This window comes from Janthinobacterium sp. LPB2021202312-11-4 (genome assembly GCF_037049705.1).
GTDB lineage: Bacteria > Pseudomonadota > Gammaproteobacteria > Pseudomonadales > Pseudomonadaceae > Aquipseudomonas.
Genome location: NZ_JBAGKV010000002.1, coordinates 132,482 through 150,514 on the forward strand (window position 1 = coordinate 132,482; position 18,033 = coordinate 150,514).

An 18,033-nucleotide genomic window follows, 5' to 3' on the forward strand; every position below is an offset into this window, starting at 1 on the left:
CGGGCACACGATGAAACGCTACGAAAAATTCGCCGATGACATCGCTGAACTGATCCGCTCCGGCGTCCTCGGCCCCGGCCAGCGCGTGCCGTCGGTGCGCTACGCCAGCCAGACCTACGGGGTCAGCCCGTCCACGGTGTTCCAGGCTTACTACCTGCTGGAACGTCGCGGCCTGATCCGCGCCCGACCGCGTTCCGGCTACTTCGTCAATACCCACGCCCCAAGCCCGTTCTCGGAGCCGGTGATCAGCACTCAGGTCAACGAGTCCACGGAAGTCGACGTCAGCGAACTGGTGTTCTCGGTCCTCGACTCGATCAAGGACCCAAACACTGTCCCCTTCGGCTCGGCCTTCCCCAGCCCGACCCTGTTCCCGCTGCAACGGCTGTCGCGCTCCCTGGCCAGTGCCGCCCGGGAGATGGACCCGCGCATGGTCGTCACCGACATGTCGCCAGGCAACCCGCAACTGCGTCGGCAAATCGCCCTGCGTTACATGGTCGGTGGGTTGATGTTGCCGATGGAGGAACTGCTGATCACCAACGGCGCCCTCGAAGCCCTGAACCTGTGCCTGCAAGCCGTTACCGAACCCGGTGATCTGGTGGCCATCGAAGCCCCGGCGTTCTACGCCAGCCTGCAAGTGCTGGAACGCCTGAAACTCAAAGCGGTGGAAATTCCGGTCCATCCCCGAGACGGCATCGACCTTGGCGTGCTCGCGCAAACCCTGGAACGGCATCCGATCAAGGCCTGCTGGTGCATGACCAGTTTTCAGAACCCGATGGGCGCGACCATGCCCGAGGCGAAAAAACAGGAACTGGTGGAGTTGCTGCGCAGCCATCAGGTGCCGCTGATCGAGGACGACGTCTACGCCGAACTCTATTACGGCCAGCAAGCGCCGAAACCGGCCAAGGCGTTCGACACCGAAGGCTTGGTGATGCACTGCGGCTCGTTCGCCAAGAGTCTGGCCCCCGGCTACCGCATCGGCTGGGTCGCCGCCGGGCGCTATGCGCAGAAAATCGAACGGCTGAAACTCATGACCTCGCTCTGCGCCTCGATGCCGGCCCAAGCGGCGATTGCCGATTACCTGCAACACGGCGGCTACGACCGGCACTTGCGCAAATTGCGCTATGCCCTGGAAGAACAGCAAAGTGCCATGCTCGCGGCCATCGCCCGCTACTTCCCGGCGCAAACCCGCGTCAGCCAACCGGCCGGCGGCTACTTCCTGTGGCTGGAACTGCCACCGCAGATGGACTCGTTGAAGTTGTTCCAGATGGCGCTGGCCCAAGGCATCAGCATCGCGCCGGGGCCGATCTTTTCACCGACCCAGCGCTTCAGGAATTGCATTCGCTTGAACTACGGCAGCCCGTGGGATGAAGCGTCGGAGAAGGCGATGGAGACATTGGGACGGATTGTGCGGTCGTTCTGACAGCCGTGTGTTGTCTGGACTGGAGCCTTCGCGAGCAAGCCCGCTCCCACAGGGGAGTGAGGTGAACACATCATTTGTGAACGCCACCAACCTCCTGTGGGAGCGGGCTTGCTCGCGAAGAGGCCCGCTGCAGCAACGCAAACCTTAAGTTAAGGCCTAACGCCCACCACCCAAATCCACAAACGTCCCCGTCGCATAAGAAGCCTTATCCGACAACAACCACACAATCGCCTCCGCCACTTCATCCGGCCGCCCGCCACGCGCCATCGGGATCGCCGATTCGAGTTTGCTGACCCGATCCGGGTCGCCGCTCAGCGCATGGAAATCGGTGTAGATATAGCCCGGACGTACCGCGTTGACGCGAATCCCTTCCCCCGCGACTTCTTTCGACAGGCCAATCGTGAAGGTATCCAGCGCGCCTTTGGAAGCCGCGTAATCCACGTATTCCCCCGGTGCGCCCAACCGCGCGGCGACCGACGACACATTGACGATGCTGCCACCCTGCCCGCCGTGCTTGGGCGACATGCGCAGGATCGCGTGCTTGGCGCAGAGGATCGGCGCCAGGACGTTGGTCTTGAGGATTTTCAGAATGCGGAACTCGGACATTTCGTCGACCCGGGACTTGTGCCCGACGGTGCCGGCGTTGTTCACCAGCGCAGTGACGCGGCCCAGTTCGGTATCGACCCGGTGGAACATCGCAATCACTTCATCTTCGATGCTGACGTCGGCCCGCACCGCGATAGCGTGGGCGCCGAGGGCACGGACTTGCTCCAGCACACTCAGGGCCGCGACTTCGTCGGCCAGATAGTTGATACAGATCCGATAGCCCTGCCCAGCGGCCAACAGCGCCGTGGCGGCCCCGATTCCACGGCTGCCGCCGGTGATGACAATGACTTTTTCCATGCTGACATTCCCCGTTTCAAGCTAAATCAGTCGGGGGCAAGAATAACCGTCATTGGCTGGATTTGCATGACCTGCATCTATCAGGCTGAGAATGCGGGCCTATGGCTCAAAGAGTTACCTGTGGCGAAGGGGCATTCAGCCCGCCGCCAACTGCTCGCCACGGTGGATGTCGGCCATAAAGCGCTCTGCCGGCAACGGGTGCCCGAGCAGATAACCTTGCAGCGAATCGCAGCCCAGCTTCGTCAGGAAGTCCTGTTGCACACCGGTCTCGACCCCTTCCGCGACAATCCGCAAACCCAACGCCTGCCCCAGGGCAACTATCGCCGAAACGATGGCCGCATCATCGCTGTCATGCTCCAGGTCGCGAACAAAGCCACGGTCGATTTTCAGTTCGTTGGCCGGCAGTCGCTTGAGGTACATCAAGCTCGAATAACCCGTGCCAAAGTCATCGATGGACAGGTCAACGCCCATTTCCGACAACTCCTGAAGCACGGTCATGCTCGCATCGGCGTCGCTCATGGCCGTGGTCTCGGTGATTTCCAGGGTCAGGCTGTTGGCCGGCAAGTGGTGCGTGGCCAACGCCTTGGCAACGCTCTGGACCAGCCCGGTGTGACAGAACTGCAACGCCGAGAGGTTCACCGCAATGCGCCAGTCGGTGTAACCGAGCACGTACCATTCGCGCATCTGCCGGCAGGCTTCGTTCAGCACCCATTCACCGATGGGGATGATCAGCCCGGTCTTTTCCGCCAGCTCAATAAATTTGTCCGGCAACAGCATGCCTTGGGTCGGATGCACCCAGCGCAGCAAGGCTTCCGCGCCCACCGGCCGGCCATTGCCGGCGTCGAATTTGGGTTGGTAATACAGGCTGAATTGTTGCTGCTCAAGGGCAGCGCGCAGGTCTTGCAGCAGTTGCAGTTGTTTGCGGGCGTTACTGTTCATTGAGGCGTCGAAGAAGCTGTGGCCGTTTTTGCCCGCGCCTTTGGCGTGATACATCGCCGCGTCGGCGTTCATCAGCAGTTCTTGTGGGGTCTGGCCGTTGCCGGGGTATAGCGCGATGCCGACGCTGGCGGAAATCTGCAGGTCATGCTCGGCCACCCGGAACGAGCGCGCGATCAGGCTGACCTGACGGGCCGCCAGGTTCAGGGCGTCGTTGGGTTCATTCAGGCGCACCAGCAGCACAAACTCGTCACCCCCGATCCGTGCCAGGGTGTCCTGGCTGCGCAAGTCTTCGCGCAGTCGCAGCCCGACCTCGCGCAACAACTGATCGCCCATGTGATGGCCGAAGGCGTCGTTGACCGGTTTGAAGCCGTCCAGATCGATGAACATCAGCGCAAAACAACCGCCCTGCTCCTGCACCTTCGACATGGCCAGTTCGATCCGGTCGGCCAGCAACATACGATTCGGCAGGCCGGTCAGGGTGTCATGCAGGGCCAGTTGGGTGAGTTCGCGGTTGGCTTCGGTCAGCGAGTGCGCCAGATCGGCGGTGCGGGCTTCCAGGCGCGCGTCGAGGATCGACGTCAGCAAGGCGATGCTCAACACCGCCAAGGTAGTGATCAACACCAGGTTATCCAGGCCTTTGCCGCTCAAGCCACTGAGGGCCGCACCGCAGAAACTGCCGTCCGGAAAACGCGCGGCGGCCATGCCGGTGTAGTGCATGCCGACGATGGCAAAGCCCATGATCACCGCCGCACCGCCACGGATCAGGCCCACGTAAGGCGTGTGCTGACGCAAGCGGAAAGCGATCCACAACGCAGCGGCCGAAGCCCCCACGGCGATCAGCAACGAGGCGCCAAACAGCGTCGGGTCGTAATCGATCCCCGGCTGCATGAGCATGGCCGCCATGCCGGTGTAATGCATGGCGCTGATGCCGCTGCCCATGATCAGCGCACCAAAGGCCAGTTGCCAGGCCGGCAGTTTTGGCTGACTGACCAGCCACAGGGCAAAGCCACAGGACAGGATGGCGATGGCCAAAGAGAGCACGGTGATGCCCAGGTCATAGCCCAGGTCGATGGGTAATTTGAAGGCGAGCATGCCGATGAAATGCATCGACCATACGCCGATACCCATGGCCACCGCGCCACCGGCGGTCCACAAATGAACCCCTCGGCCCTTGGTGGTAGCGATTCGGCCCGTAAGGTCCAGGGCGGTATACGAGGCGAGAATCGCCACGCACAGCGAGATGAAAACCAACGTGGGGGAATAGGTGCCGATGAGCATGGAATTTCTCGTGACCGCCCCACCGTACTGCGTCCATTCTCGGGGGGCAAAGTCGCGATTGTACTGATTGTCCAGAAGAACGCACTGACAAAATTATCAAAAGGCCATCAAGCCGATGAAACGCTTGTTTGACAGAAAATCAAGGCCTCGCGCAGCCCCAGAAAACTCGCTCAGAACCCAATTAAAAGGTCTGACACGACTCCTGTAGGAGCTGCCGAAGGCTGCGATCTCTTGATCTTGATCTTAAAAACAAAGTCAAAAGATCGCAGCCTTCGGCAGCTCCTACAGAGAGATGGCATTTGGGTTACGGGTTTTTGCTCATCTCTAGCTGCCCATCCCATCCACCACCCAGCGCCGCAATCAATTGAACGCTGGCAATCAACCGGCTCTGCAACACCGTCAACACGCTTTGTTCATTGCTCAGCGCGGTGGCTTGCACCACCACCACGTCCAGATAGGCAATCAGCCCGGCCTTGTACTGGTTCTCGGTCAGGCGCAGGGAATCCCGCGCCGCGTCCAACGCCTCCTGACGCACCGCCGCTTCGTTTTCGTAGACCTTGAGTTGCACCAGGTAGTTTTCCACCTCGCGGAAGCCGTCGAGCACGGTCTGGCGGTACTTGGCCACGGTTTCGTCATACAGCGCTTCGTTGCGATCGACTTCCGCCGAGCGCGCACCGCCGTCGAACAACGGCAACGTGACTTTCGGCCCCACCGACCAGAAGCGGTTCGGCAGGCTGATCAGGTTGCTGGACGTACTGCTGCTGTAACCGCCGCTGAGGCTCAGGCTCAAATCCGGGTAGTAAGCGGCTTTCGCCACGCCGATGTTGGCATTGGCGGCAATCACCGAGCGTTCGGCGGAGGCGATGTCCGGGCGACGTTCGAGCAGTTGCGACGGCAGGCTCAGGGGAATCTGCGGCAGTTTGGGGATGTCCTGGGTTTCAGCCAGAGTGAACTCGGCGGGCGCCTTGCCGATCAGCACGGCGATAGCGTTTTCGAACTGGGCCCGTTGCCAGATCAGGTCCACGAGGTTGGCCTGGGTGGTTTTGAGCTGGGTCTGGGCCTGGGCCACCGCATCACGCCCGGACACACCGGCGCGGTACTGGTTCTGGGTCATTTGCAGGGAGCGTTGGTACGCCGCGACCGTCGATTCGAGCAAACGCTTCTGCTGATCGATCACCCGCAACTGCAAGTAATTCTGCACCAACTCCGACTGCTGGCTCAGGCGCATGGCCGCCAGATCGGCAAAACTCGCTTGGGCACTTGCCTCGTCAGCCTCCAGCCCGCGCCGCAACTTGCCCCAGATATCCGCTTCCCAACTGACGCCCAACTGGGTGTTATAGGTATCGCGAATACCACTGGAGGAACTGCTCAAACTCGAACTGCTGCTGCCGGCACCCTGACTGGAGCGGGTTTTGCCCGCACTCAAATCCACCGTCGGATAAAACGCCGCACGGGCGCTGCTCACCAAGGCCTGGGACTGACGATAGCGGGCCTCGGCCTGGGCGACGGTCTGGTTGGCGTTGTTGAGTTTTTCGATCAGGTCATTGAGCTGCCGGTCGCCGTATAACTCCCACCAGGCACCCCGGGCCAGGGAATCGCTGGGGTTGGCCTGACGCCAACCCTCGGCTTCCTTGTATTGCGCCGGTTCGGCGGTGGGCGGGCGCTGATAGTCCGGGCCGACGGCGCAGGCGCTGAGCATCGCCACACACAGCGCCAGGCTCAGCAAGCGCGAGCCCCGGGCCATGGCAATCGGTGCAGCAAGAGTGATAAGCGAACGGTCAGTCATAGCGGAGTTTCCAGAGCTGCATCGGTACGTACCCCACGCCACTTGTTGAAGCGATGGCGCAGTTTGTCGAGATAGAGATAAACCACCGGGGTGGTGTAAAGGGTCAGCACCTGGCTGAAAATCAGCCCGCCGATGATGGTCAGGCCCAGCGGCTGACGCATTTCCGCGCCCTCGGCACGGCTGAGCAGCAACGGCAACGCGCCGAGAATCGCCGCCAGGGTGGTCATCAGAATCGGCCGCAAACGTTGCAGACAGGCACTGCGAATCGAATCCAGCGGACTCATGCCCTGATGCCGCTCCAGTTGCAAGGCGAGGTCGATCATCAGAATGGCGTTTTTCTTCACCACCCCGATCAGCAGGAACAGCCCCAGCAACGAGATCAGGCTGAACTCCCCGCCCAAGGCATAGATCGACAGCAGCGCGCCGACCCCGGCCGACGGCAGCGTCGACAGAATCGTCAGCGGGTGAATGTAGCTTTCATACAGCACGCCCAACACCAGATACACCGCCACCAGCGCGCCGAGGATCATGAACGGCTGGCTCTTTTGCGTCGCGGCAAAGGCATCGGCGGTGCCGGCCATTTTCACGATCACGTCTTCCGGCATCCCGAGCTTGGCAATCGCCCGCTCGATGGCGGCGGTGCCCTGCTCAACCGTGACCCCTTCTGCCATGTCGAAGGAAATGCTCTCGGACGCGAACTGGCCTTCGTGGCTGACCCGGTCGTCTTCCAGGCTGTTTTCGTAGTGCGCGATGGTCGATAGCGGAATCCGCGCGCCCGTCGAGGTAATCACCTGAACCTGTTTAAGGGTGATCGGGTCCTGGGCGTAGATCGGATTGACCTCCATCACCACCTGATACTGGTTGAGGCTGTCGTAAATCGTCGAAATCTGCCGCTGGCTATAGGCGTTGTTCAACACCGCCGTGACCATGTCCATGTCCACCCCCAGGCGTTTGGCCTGGTCGCGGTCGACAATCAGCGTCACCTGTTGCGCGCCACGGCCTTCGCGGGCATCAATCGCGGTCAGCTCCGGCAAGGCTCGCAGCGCCGTGACGACTTTCGGATACCACTCGCGCAACGAGCCGAGGTCGGCGCTTTGCAGGATGTAGGAATACTGCGACGTGGTCTGCTCGCGGCCCCCGCCAAATTGCAGGTCCTGGTCGGCCATCAGCATGAGTTGGGCACCGGCGACCTTGGGCATTTCCTTGCGCAGGCGTTCGATGACTTTTTGCGCTGAAATATTGCGCTCCTTGATCGGCTTCAACCGCACAAGCATGAAGGCGTTGTTCGTGCCGTTGGTGCCGCCGATAAACCCGGCCACGCTTTGCACGGCGTCGTCCTTGAGCACGGCGCGGCGGAAGGTTTCCATCTTCGGCTGCATCACGCTGAACGACAGCCCGTCGTCACCGCGCACGAAACCGATCAACTGCCCGGTGTCCTGCTGCGGCATAAAGGTTTTCGGCACCACCACGTACAGCGCGACGTTGACGCCAACGGTGATGATCAGGCTGAGCAAGGTCAGGCGGCGGTGACGCAACACCCAGTCGAGGCTGGTGGCGTATTTGCCGACCATCCATTCGTTGGCGCGCTGGCTCCAGCGTTGCAGGCGGTTTTCCTGGCCTGGCGTGTGTGGCTTGAGCCAACGGGCGCAGAGCATTGGCGTCAGGGTCAGGGACACAATCAACGAGACGACGATGGACGCCGCCAGGGTGATGGAAAATTCGCGGAACAGACTCTCGATGATCCCGCCCATAAACAGGATCGACAGGAACACAGCCACCAGCGAAACGTTCATCGACAGCAAGGTGAAACCGACTTCCTGGGCGCCGAGGTACGCGGCTTTCATCGGCGGCACACCTTCGTCGATGTGCCGGGAAATGTTCTCCAGCACCACGATGGCGTCGTCCACCACCAGCCCGGTGGCCAGGATCAGCGCCATCAGCGACAGGTTGTTCAGGGAAAACCCGTAGAGGTACATCACCGCAAAGGTGCCAACCAGTGACACCGGCACCGCCAGCGTCGGAATCAAGGAGGCGCGGAAATTACCGAGAAACAGGAACACCACCAGGATCACCAGGGCCACGGCGATCAGCAGGGTCATTTCCGCTTCATGCAGGGTCGCCTTGATCACCGGCGAACGGTCCATGGCCAGGTTCAGTTTGACGCTGGCCGGCAACACCGCTTGCAGCGCCGGCAGTTGTGCCTTGATGTCGTTGACCGTCTCGATGATGTTGGCGCCGGCCTGGCGGTTGATCACCAGCAACACCGCTGCATCGTCGTTGAAGAAACCGCTGTTGTAGCGGTCCTCGACACCGTCGCTGACCTTGGCCACATCCTTCAGGCGCAGGGCTGCACCGTTGTTGTAGTGGATGATCAGCGACTCGTAATCCTTGGCCTTTTCCAGTTGATCGTTGGCTTGCACCTGCCACAAACGCTGGTCGTCCTCGACCGAGCCTTTCGGACGGCGCACGTTGGCGTTGGCGATGGTGTTGCGTACGTCATCCAGGGCTACGCCGTACTGGTTCAGCGCCTGAGGTTCAAGTTCGATGCGCACCGCCGGCAGGGAGCTGCCGCCAATCTGCACCTCGCCTACGCCCTGAACCTGGGACAGGCTCTGGGACAGGATGGTCGAGGCCAAGTCGTAGAGCTGGCCTTTCTCCAGCACGTCTGAGGTCAGCGAAAGCACCATGATCGGTGCCTGCGACGGGTTGACCTTCTTGTAGGTTGGCATGCTGCGCATCCCGCTCGGCAGCAAGTTGCGCGAGGCGTTGATCGCCGCTTGCACTTCCCGCGCCGCGCCGTTGATGTCGCGGTCGAGGTCAAACTGCAGAATCACCCGGGTCGAACCCTGGCTGGAGCGGCTGCTCATGGTGTTGACCCCGGCGATGGCGCCGAAGGAACGCTCCAGCGGAGTGGCCACGGTCGAGGCCATCACCTCCGGACTCGCCCCGGCCAGACTGGCCTGGACCACGATCACCGGGAAGTCCATCTGCGGCAACGGCGCCACCGGCAACAGGCCGAAGCTCACACCGCCCAGCAGCATGATCGCCAGGCTCAGCAACATGGTCGCGACCGGGCGCTTGATAAAAGGTCCGGACAGGTTCATGGCTGCTCTACCGCTTCCACGGCTTCAGACTTATGGCCCCAGCGCCGACCGAGACGGTCGAAATACAGATAGATCACCGGGGTGGTGAACAGCGTCAACACCTGGCTCACCAGCAACCCGCCAACCATCACCAGGCCCAACGGTTGACGCAATTCCGCGCCCGAACCGGTAGCGAGCATCAACGGCACCGCGCCGAACAATGCCGCCAGCGTGGTCATCAGGATCGGCCGGAACCGCAACAGCGCCGCTTGATAGATCGCTTGCTCCGGCGCCATGCCCTGATTGCGTTCAGCGTCGAGGGCGAAGTCGATCATCATGATCGCGTTCTTCTTCACGATGCCGATCAGCAGGATGATGCCGATGATCGCGATCATCCCCAGGTCATTGCCGGTCAACAGCAGCGCCAGCAACGCGCCGACCGCCGCCGAGGGCAGGGTCGAAAGAATGGTGATCGGGTGAATGTAACTCTCGTACAAAACGCCCAGCACGATGTACATGGTCACCACCGCCGCCAGGATCAGCAACAAGGTGCTCGACAATGACGCCTGGAACGCTTCGGCCGCGCCTTGGAACTGGGTCTGCACGCCAATCGGCATGCCGATGTCCTTCTGCACCTGATCGATGATGTCCACCGCATGCCCCAGCGCCACGCCAGGCGCCAGGTTGAACGACATCATCACTGCCGGGAACTGACCGATGTGGGTGATCGCCAATTGCGTCTGGCGTTGCTCGACGTGCGCCAGGCTCGACAGGCGCACCTGACCGCCCGTGGTGGTCTTGACGTGAATCTGGTTCAGTGCATCCGGGCCGATCTTCTCACCGGACTGCGATTGCAGCACCACCCGGTACTGGCTGGCCTGGGTGTAAATCGTCGAAATCTGCCGTTGGCCAAAGGCGTCGTACAGCGCGTCGGTAATGTTCGACACCGACACCCCGACCCGTGACGCCGCATCGCGGTCGATCACCAGGTACACCTGCAAACCTTTGTCCTGTAAATCGCTGGCGACGTCGGTCAGCTCCGGCCGCTGAGCCAGGGCCTCGACCAGACGCCCGCTCCACAGGCTGAGCAATTCGGAATCCGGCGACGACATGCTGAACTGATACTGCGTGCGGCTGACCCGGTCTTCGATGGTCAGATCCTGCACCGGCTGCATGAACAGACGGATGCCAATCAGCTTGTCGACTTCCGGTTGCAGGCGGGCAATCACCTGCGTTGCGGTCAGATCCCGCTGGCTGTGGGCCTTGAGGTTGATCAGCATACGGCCGCTGTTTAGCGTCGAGTTATCACCGTCCACACCGATATAAGACGACAGGCTTTCCACCGATGGGTCGGCCAGAATCACCTTGGCCAGCTCCTGCTGACGCTCACTCATCGCCGCGAACGAAATCGACTGCGGCGCCTCGGAAATGCCCTGGATCACCCCGGTGTCCTGCACCGGGAAGAAGCCTTTAGGCACGACCATGTACAGGAACACCGTCAGCCCCAGGGTGGCGATGGCCACCATCAAGGTCAGTGGCTGGTGCTTGAGCACCCACTGCAACTTGCGCCCGTAGGCGGCGATCATCCAGTCGATGGTCGCACCGCTGGCCCGGTAGAAACGGCCCTGCTCTTCTTCCTTCGGTTCACGCTTGAGCAACCGGGCGCACATCATTGGCGTCAGGGTCAGGGACACGACCAGGGAAATCAGGATCGCCACCGCCAGGGTGATGGCGAACTCGCGGAACAAGCGCCCCACCACGTCAGCCATGAACAGCAGCGGGATCAGTACGGCAATCAGCGACAGGGTCAGGGAAATCAGGGTGAAACCAATCTGCTTGGCGCCCTTCAACGCCGCTTGCAGCGGACTGTCGCCTTCTTCGATAAATCGGGAAATGTTCTCCAGCATGACGATCGCATCGTCCACCACAAAACCGGTGGCGATGGTCAGGGCCATCAAGGTCAGGTTGTTCACCGAGAACCCGGCGAGGTACATCACGCCGAAGGTGCCGATCAACGACAGCGGCACCGCGACCGACGGAATGATCGTCGCGCTCGCCCGGCGCAGGAACAGGAACGTCACCATCACCACCAGTGCGATGGCGATCAGCAGTTCGTGCTGAACGTCGGTGACGGACGCACGGATGGTCTGGGTGCGGTCAGTGAGGACCGTGACGTCGAGGCCGGCCGGCAGGTTGTCGGTGATGCTTGGCAACAAGGCTTTGATCCGGTCAACCACCTCGATGACATTGGCGCCGGGCTGGCGCTGAATGTTCAGCAACACAGCCTGGTTTTCATTCGCCCACGCGGCGAGACGTTCGTTCTCGGCGCCGTCGACGATTTCCGCCACATCCTTGAGCCGCAACGGCGCACCGTTGGCGTAGGCCAGGATCAGGTTGGCGTAGTCCTTGGGCGAGGTCAGTTGATCGTTTGCGTCGAGCATCGACACCCGGGTCGGGCCGTCGAAGTTGCCCTTGGGCTGGTTGACGTTGGACGCGCCGACGAGGGTGCGCACGTCCGACAGGTTCAAGCCGTTGGCCGCCAGGGCTTCCGGGTTGACCTTGATCCGCACAGCCTGACGCTGGCCGCCGGCGATGCTGACCATGCCCACGCCACTGATCTGGGCGATTTTCTGCGCCATGCGCGTATCGACCAAATCATTGAGTTTGGGCAGCAGCATGGTTTTGGAGGTGATGGCCAGGGTCAGCACCGGGGTGTCCGCCGGGTTGACCTTGTTGTACACCGGCGGGGCCGGCAGGTCCTTGGGCAGCAGGTTGGTCGCGGCGTTGATCGCGGCTTGCACCTGTTGCTCGGCGACGTCCATGTTGATGTCGAGGCTGAAACGCAGGGTCAGCACCGAGGCGCCGCCGGAGCTGGTGGACGCCATTTGGGTCAGGCCGGGCATTTGCCCGAATTGGCGCTCAAGGGGCGCGGTCACCGCACTGGTCATCACGTCCGGGCTGGCGCCGGGATAGAGGGTCATGACGCGGATGGTCGGGTAGTCCACCTGAGGCAATGCCGACACCGGCAGCAGACGGTAAGCGATGATGCCGGCCAGGATAATGGCCAGCATGCTCAGGGTCGTGGCGACCGGGCGAAGGATGAACAGCCGCGAGATGTTCATGCGCCCTTCTTCGCCTTGTCAGTGACAGGTGCGTCAGAAGTCTTGGCCGCCGATTTGCCTTGCAGGTGTTCCGTTGGGGTGGCTGGCACATCCTGACTGCCGTTGACCACTTCCACTTCGCTGCCTTCCTTCAAGCGGTCAGTGCCTTCCAGGACCACGCGATCACCCACGGCCAGGCCTTCGGTGATGACGGTGTTGCTGCCATCGCTGGCGCCGACCTTCAACTGACGGATCGTGACTTTCTTATCCCCGTCCATGGCGTAGACGAAGGTGCCATTGGTGCCGAACTGGATCGCCGCCGAGGGTGCGAGTACCACGTCTTTGAGGGTGTCGGCCAGCAGGTGCACGTTGACGAACTGGTTGGGGAACAGCGCTTGATCGCGGTTATCGTAACGGGCCTTGAATTTCAGGGTGCCGGTGGTGACGTCAATCTGGTTGTCGAGGCTCTGCAACACACCGGACGCCTGCTGTTTCATGTCGCCACGGTCCCAGGCTTCCACCGGCAATTTGGCACCGGTGTGGTAACGGGCCAGCACCGTGTCGAGGCTGTTTTCCGGCAGGGTGAAAACCACGCTGATCGGTTGGGTCTGAGTGATGATCGCCAGTGCCGTGGTGTCGTTGGCGGCGACGAGGTTGCCGACGTCGAGCTGGCGCAAGCCGACACGTCCGGTGATTGGCGCGCGGATCTTGGTGAATTCGAGATTGAGCTTGGCGTCGTTGACTGCCGCCTGGTTGGTCTTGACCGTGCCCAGGTATTGGCCGACCAGCGCTTCGGCGGTGTCCAGGGTCTGCTTGGCGATACTGTCTTCTTTAAACAGGCCGCGATAACGCTCGACATCGACCTGGGCGTTTTTCAGTTGCGCCTGGTTTTGCAGCAAAGTGCCTTCGGCCTGGAGTAGCGCGTTCTGGTAAGGGCGCGGGTCGATCTCGGCCAGCAAGTCCCCGGCCTTGACCATCTGCCCTTCCTCGAACGCCACTTTCATCAACTCGCCGGCCACGCGGCTGCGCACGTTGATGGTGTTAAGCGCCGTGACGGTGCCCAGCGCCTTGTAATACAGCGGGAAGTCACCCTTGACCGCCGGCGCCACGCGCACTGGAATCGGCCCGGTTGCGCCACCGAAACCAGGGCGCATGCCCCCGGCCTTGCCCGTATGTCCGGCGACGGCTTTCGGCTTTTCGCCCGCCTTATGATCGGTACTGGCGGGCCAGAATTTCCAGCACACGCCAGCGACGACCAACAAGACAAGCAGGCCGAACAGCCAGCGACGGGGACTACGGGAGGAGGATTGCATTGAATGATCAACCATTGGGCGCGTGGGCTTCTTCTACGGGAGGCTGAACGATAAGCACTGGCGGGCATTAAGCAAAGCGGCTTTACCGGCAATTTACCTTCGGCTTACGTAACAGGATGTTTGTCTAAAACACTGAAGCACAAATGAAAACGGCCTGGACAGAGCCAGGCCGTTAACAATTGTAAAAGCGCTTACTTCAGAACGGCGAGTGCCGCTTCGTAATCAGGCTCTTCTGCAATTTCTTTAACCAGTTCGCTGTGCAATACATTGTCGTTTTCGTCCAGGACCACGACGGCACGGGCGGTCAGGCCTTTGAGCGGGCCGTCAGCGATAGCAACGCCGTAGTTTTCGATGAACTCGGCGCCACGCAGGGTCGACAGGTTCTGGACATTTTCCAGGCCTTCGGCGCCGCAGAAGCGGGCCTGGGCGAACGGCAGGTCAGCGGAGATGCACAGCACAACGGTGTTGGCGACGTCATTGGCCTGGGCGTTGAACTTGCGGACCGATGTAGCGCAGGTCGGGGTATCAACGCTTGGGAAGATGTTCAGCACTTTGCGTTTGCCGGCGAAGCTCGCCAGGGTCACGTCGGACAGATTGCCGGCAACCAGGGAAAAGGCTGGCGCCTTGGAACCGGCTTGTGGCAGTTGGCCGTTGACTTGAACCGGGTTGCCTTTAAGAGTGACTTGAGCCATGAACGGAGTCCTTCTGGAAGTGTTGTTGGAAATCTGAAGAGGCCGAAGTTAACCACGAAATTGTCCGACGACCTATGCCCAGATACAAATTGTGAAGTCTCGCGGCTGAAACTGGATACAACTCGCACAAATGACATAAAAGCCGTGTGGGAATGGGCTTGCTCGCGAAAGCGTCGCACTGATGACTGACGGGCCGACTTCGCGAGCAAGCCCGCTCCCACAGAACCGCGTACACACCGCGCTATCCCAATAAACGCAGCATATTGCGGTGCCGCGCTTCGAAAATCCGCCGCATGTAGCCGTTGACCAGTAACCACTCCAGCGGCGCGCCGCCGATGGCCGAGTACGTCACCCGGTCGGTGTACAGCGTACCGCCCTCTCCCGCCACCACCCGGTGTTCATGACGAAAGGCTGCCATCGGCCCCTTGAGCATTTCATCGATGAAATGTGTGTCGCCGACTTCACGAATCACCACCGTCCAGTTCGATGGAATAACGTTGAACATCCAGTGCCGAAACCTGAACTGCCGCCCGGCTTCGATGCGCAGGTTGTTCAGGTCGATATCGCCCAGCGGCGTGACACGTTCGGGGAAGATCTTCGGGAAATTGACGCCTTCCAGACAGAAGTCGAGCACCTGCCAGGGCGTGCGGTTGGGGATCAGAGTGGTGAGTTCCAGAACGGGCATGACTGACGGACATTCCATTGACCAAGGAACGCGCAGCCTACCACCGCGCTCAATGGCGACACACCCCTGTAGGAGCTGCCGAAGGCTGCGATCTTTTGATCCTGATCTTAAAAACAAGGTCAAAAGATCGCAGCCTTCGGCAGCTCCTACGGGGAATTTTGTTGGGCGCGGTGTCGATTCGGGAAACGACCATTCGACTAGACAGTGAATCACTCAACTACAGCGGAGATAAACCATGCGATTCATGATCATTGTGAAAGCCAGCCCGGACTCCGATGCCGGCGTGATGCCCACCGAAGAATTGATGACCGCGATGGGTAACTACAACGAAGAACTGGCCAAGGCTGGCATTCTCCTTTCATGCGACGGCCTCAAACCCAGCAGCAACGGCGCCCACGTGCGCTTCTCGGGAGAGAAACGCACAGTCATCGACGGGCCGTTTGCCGAAACCAAGGAACTGATCGCCGGCTATTGGATTTGGGAAGTGAAGTCCAAAGCAGAAGCCATCGAATGGGTTAAACGCTGCCCGAACCCAATGCCGGGAACAGAGGCCGAAATCGAGATTCGTCCGATATTCGAGGCCGAGGACTTTGGCGATGAGTTCACGCCGGAGCTGCGTGAGCAGGAGGAGAGAGTGCGGGCGCAAGCAAGGAAGCACTGAGTATTTCGTCAGTATTCAAAAGTGGGGCGAGCGTGCTCTCAAGAGCGGTGGTTGAGTCAGATGTTGGTGTATCGGTAGTCTCAAACATCGCGAACTGGCTCGCCCCACAACACCCTGTACAGGCCGTTTCAGCCCAGCAACCGCAGCATATTGCGGTGCCGCGCCTGGAAGATCCGGCGCATGTACCGATTGACCAGTAGCCACTCCACCGGCGCGCCGCCAATTGCGGCGTAAGTCACCCGGTCGGTGTACAGCGTACCGCCCTCTTGCTCCGCGACCCGATGTTCATGACGAAAGGCTGCCAGTGGGCCACTGACCATTTCGTCGATGAAATGGTGTTTACCGATTTCGCGGATCACCATAGCCCTATTCGCTGGGATGATGCTGAACATCCAGTGTCGGAAACGAAAATTTCTATTGGATTCGATACGCAGATCACTCAGGTCCATATCACTCAGCAGCGTCACGCGTTCTGGAAAAAACCTCGGAAAGCTGAGGCCTTCCAAACAGAAATCGAGGACGAGTTCCGGCGAACGATTGGGAATTAAAGTAGTGAGTTCCAGAACAGGCATACAGATAAACATTCCATTGTTTGGCGGCACAGCAGCAGGTTGTGTTCGACATAAGGCTAAGGTTCGACTAAGCAATAGTCGTAGCGGGATATTCGCTTCTATCTCTGAACATGACATACAGCGGGTCCAAACCTGCCTCGGCGGGAAAGACCACAATGTAGTCGTCAGCCCTGGGCCTTTCTGCGTCAACAAAGTTTTCAAGCAACGGCATGCGTGGCGTGTGCACAAACTGCAAGCGGGGTAAGGGGGCCGAGCCCGTCGAAGTAACAACCGTACTGGGGACCGAATCAGACCAGAGCACGGTAATCGGCGTTCCACCTTCAGCAGTAAAACTGAATGTATTGTTACGCTCGTTTTTCTTCGCCAGCCTGACCCTGACTCCGGGCACGTCTGGGCCGCCCAAAGAAGGTGTGACGTAAACCTGCGACAGCGTTTTGATTTCGCGTAACCCCTGGAATATTTTTCCAGGCTTGGCAGGGGCTATTGTGGTGCTCATCCGGAATGGCAGGTCTATCTCGTTTTCGCTTTCCGCAAGATGTTCCCAATCCTGGCCTTCAATGGGCATCAACTCCGACAGAGGCAGGCTCAATCCATAAACCTGACGATCCGCGCGGCTGGAAAATCCGAAGTAAAGCACTCCAGAATATTGGTTTCCAGCAGTTGCCTCGCTCGAAGTGTTTTGCCAGGAAAACTCAGCAACAGTCGAGCGAATGGCGTTCTGTAGACCAACTTTTTGGGATGTCACTAAACCGGATGGTTCGTTTACCAGCAAGATATCGGGACGCTTATTGGCAAATGCCAGCGAAGCAATGAACGTGCAGGTCACTTGTGTCGGGCCGGAACCCGCCAGGTTGCGTGCCACAATTAATTGGTCTTGCGCGCTTATCAGAAGCGTTTCTGCCCGTTCATGCAAACCACGATGTCGCAGGGCAGTGCTCGCCAACTGCGCAATGTAATGCTCATGAGTCGCGGTGATCTGCTGCACGATGCTCTGCCATTGGACTTGCTCAGACCGCGCGTAAGTCAACTCGCGCTGCGCACCGTGTTTGGCGAACTCCACGCGCATTTTCAGGAATTCAAACTTTCTAACGGCTATAACCGCCTCATGTTGAGCCGCTTCCAAAGCCTGTATGTCGACTTCGCGAGAAAAAATATCCGGATGAGCGTTCAGTTGATCAGACATGTGTTTGATACGCTGCGCGAACAAACTAAACGCGGTTTCTAGCCTGTGCGCGGTTGCAGCGACATCGGCAGCGATTGTTTGCACATCTGCCAGGTTCCGTGCAATGGGGCTCAGGGGAGTGGAAGGCCTTGGCGCCGTGGGGACAGTCTTATCTCTGAAAGCTACGACACCACGCTGGCGATGCCAATCTCTGACGTAATGCACAACCGACTCCGAGTCGTTCACGTTGTGCTTGTCATCGGGGTAAAACAACAAATCCGCTCCTTTGGGATGGCCAACGATTCGATCAAAATGATTGATTAGTTGATCGTGATCCTTTTTTGGCAAGTCGACGGCCCAAATCCGGTCAACCAGCGCCTTGAATTCTGCTGTCGAGTAGTGTTGCAGTGCAGCCTTAAGTTCCATCTTGATTTTTCC

At 60.0% G+C, this 18,033-nt stretch carries 12 protein-coding genes; 2 read left to right on the forward strand and 10 right to left on the reverse strand.

All coding sequences use genetic code 11. The features are described from left to right. Positions 1 to 10: 10 nt before the first annotated feature. Positions 11 to 1,420, forward strand: coding sequence for a GntR family transcriptional regulator MpaR (gene mapR, locus V5E99_RS02680; RefSeq protein WP_499800721.1), 1,410 nt, complete (start codon positions 11 to 13; stop codon positions 1,418 to 1,420). 156 nt (positions 1,421 to 1,576) lie between these two features. On the opposite strand, the gene V5E99_RS02685 is transcribed toward mapR, so the two are convergent. From V5E99_RS02685 to V5E99_RS02720, 8 genes are all read right to left on the reverse strand, one after another. Further along, the gene (locus V5E99_RS02685) at positions 1,577 to 2,323 is read right to left on the reverse strand and encodes an SDR family oxidoreductase (RefSeq protein ID WP_499800723.1); all 747 of its coding nucleotides are present in this window, start codon (positions 2,321 to 2,323) and stop codon (positions 1,577 to 1,579) included. Positions 2,324 to 2,458: 135 nt separating this feature from the next. Then, positions 2,459 to 4,540: a putative bifunctional diguanylate cyclase/phosphodiesterase gene (locus V5E99_RS02690; RefSeq protein ID WP_499800724.1), complete on the reverse strand. Its 2,082-nt coding sequence runs from the start codon at positions 4,538 to 4,540 to the stop codon at positions 2,459 to 2,461. A gap of 304 nt (positions 4,541 to 4,844) precedes the next feature. Further along, positions 4,845 to 6,326 carry an efflux transporter outer membrane subunit gene (locus tag V5E99_RS02695; RefSeq protein WP_499800726.1) on the reverse strand — a complete coding sequence of 494 codons (1,482 nt, stop codon included), beginning with the start codon at positions 6,324 to 6,326 and terminating at the stop codon, positions 4,845 to 4,847. Continuing rightward, positions 6,323 to 9,430: an efflux RND transporter permease subunit gene (locus V5E99_RS02700; protein WP_499800728.1), complete on the reverse strand. Its 3,108-nt coding sequence runs from the start codon at positions 9,428 to 9,430 to the stop codon at positions 6,323 to 6,325. The genes V5E99_RS02695 and V5E99_RS02700 overlap by 4 nt, the downstream gene beginning before the upstream one ends. Next, entirely contained in the window at positions 9,427 to 12,531 is a 3,105-nt protein-coding gene (locus tag V5E99_RS02705) for an MdtB/MuxB family multidrug efflux RND transporter permease subunit (RefSeq protein ID WP_499800729.1), read from the reverse strand. Before V5E99_RS02705 ends, V5E99_RS02700 begins: the two co-directional genes overlap by 4 nt. Continuing rightward, positions 12,528 to 13,823 carry an MdtA/MuxA family multidrug efflux RND transporter periplasmic adaptor subunit gene (locus tag V5E99_RS02710; protein ID WP_499800730.1) on the reverse strand — a complete coding sequence of 432 codons (1,296 nt, stop codon included), beginning with the start codon at positions 13,821 to 13,823 and terminating at the stop codon, positions 12,528 to 12,530. Before V5E99_RS02710 ends, V5E99_RS02705 begins: the two co-directional genes overlap by 4 nt. Before the next feature lie 191 nt (positions 13,824 to 14,014). Continuing rightward, entirely contained in the window at positions 14,015 to 14,515 is a 501-nt protein-coding gene (tpx, locus tag V5E99_RS02715) for a thiol peroxidase (RefSeq protein ID WP_499800732.1), read from the reverse strand. Positions 14,516 to 14,756: 241 nt separating this feature from the next. Next, positions 14,757 to 15,200: an SRPBCC family protein gene (locus V5E99_RS02720; RefSeq protein ID WP_499800741.1), complete on the reverse strand. Its 444-nt coding sequence runs from the start codon at positions 15,198 to 15,200 to the stop codon at positions 14,757 to 14,759. Between the two features lie 235 nt (positions 15,201 to 15,435). On the opposite strand from V5E99_RS02720, the gene V5E99_RS02725 reads away from it, so the two are divergent. Continuing rightward, entirely contained in the window at positions 15,436 to 15,861 is a 426-nt protein-coding gene (locus tag V5E99_RS02725; RefSeq protein ID WP_499800743.1) for a YciI family protein, read from the forward strand. Between the two features lie 128 nt (positions 15,862 to 15,989). Here V5E99_RS02725 and V5E99_RS02730 read toward each other — a convergent pair whose 3' ends face one another. Next, positions 15,990 to 16,433, reverse strand: coding sequence for a polyketide cyclase (locus V5E99_RS02730; protein ID WP_499800745.1), 444 nt, complete (start codon positions 16,431 to 16,433; stop codon positions 15,990 to 15,992). A gap of 67 nt (positions 16,434 to 16,500) precedes the next feature. Further along, positions 16,501 to 18,021, reverse strand: coding sequence for an S-type pyocin domain-containing protein (locus V5E99_RS02735; protein WP_499800746.1), 1,521 nt, complete (start codon positions 18,019 to 18,021; stop codon positions 16,501 to 16,503). Positions 18,022 to 18,033 lie beyond the last annotated feature (12 nt).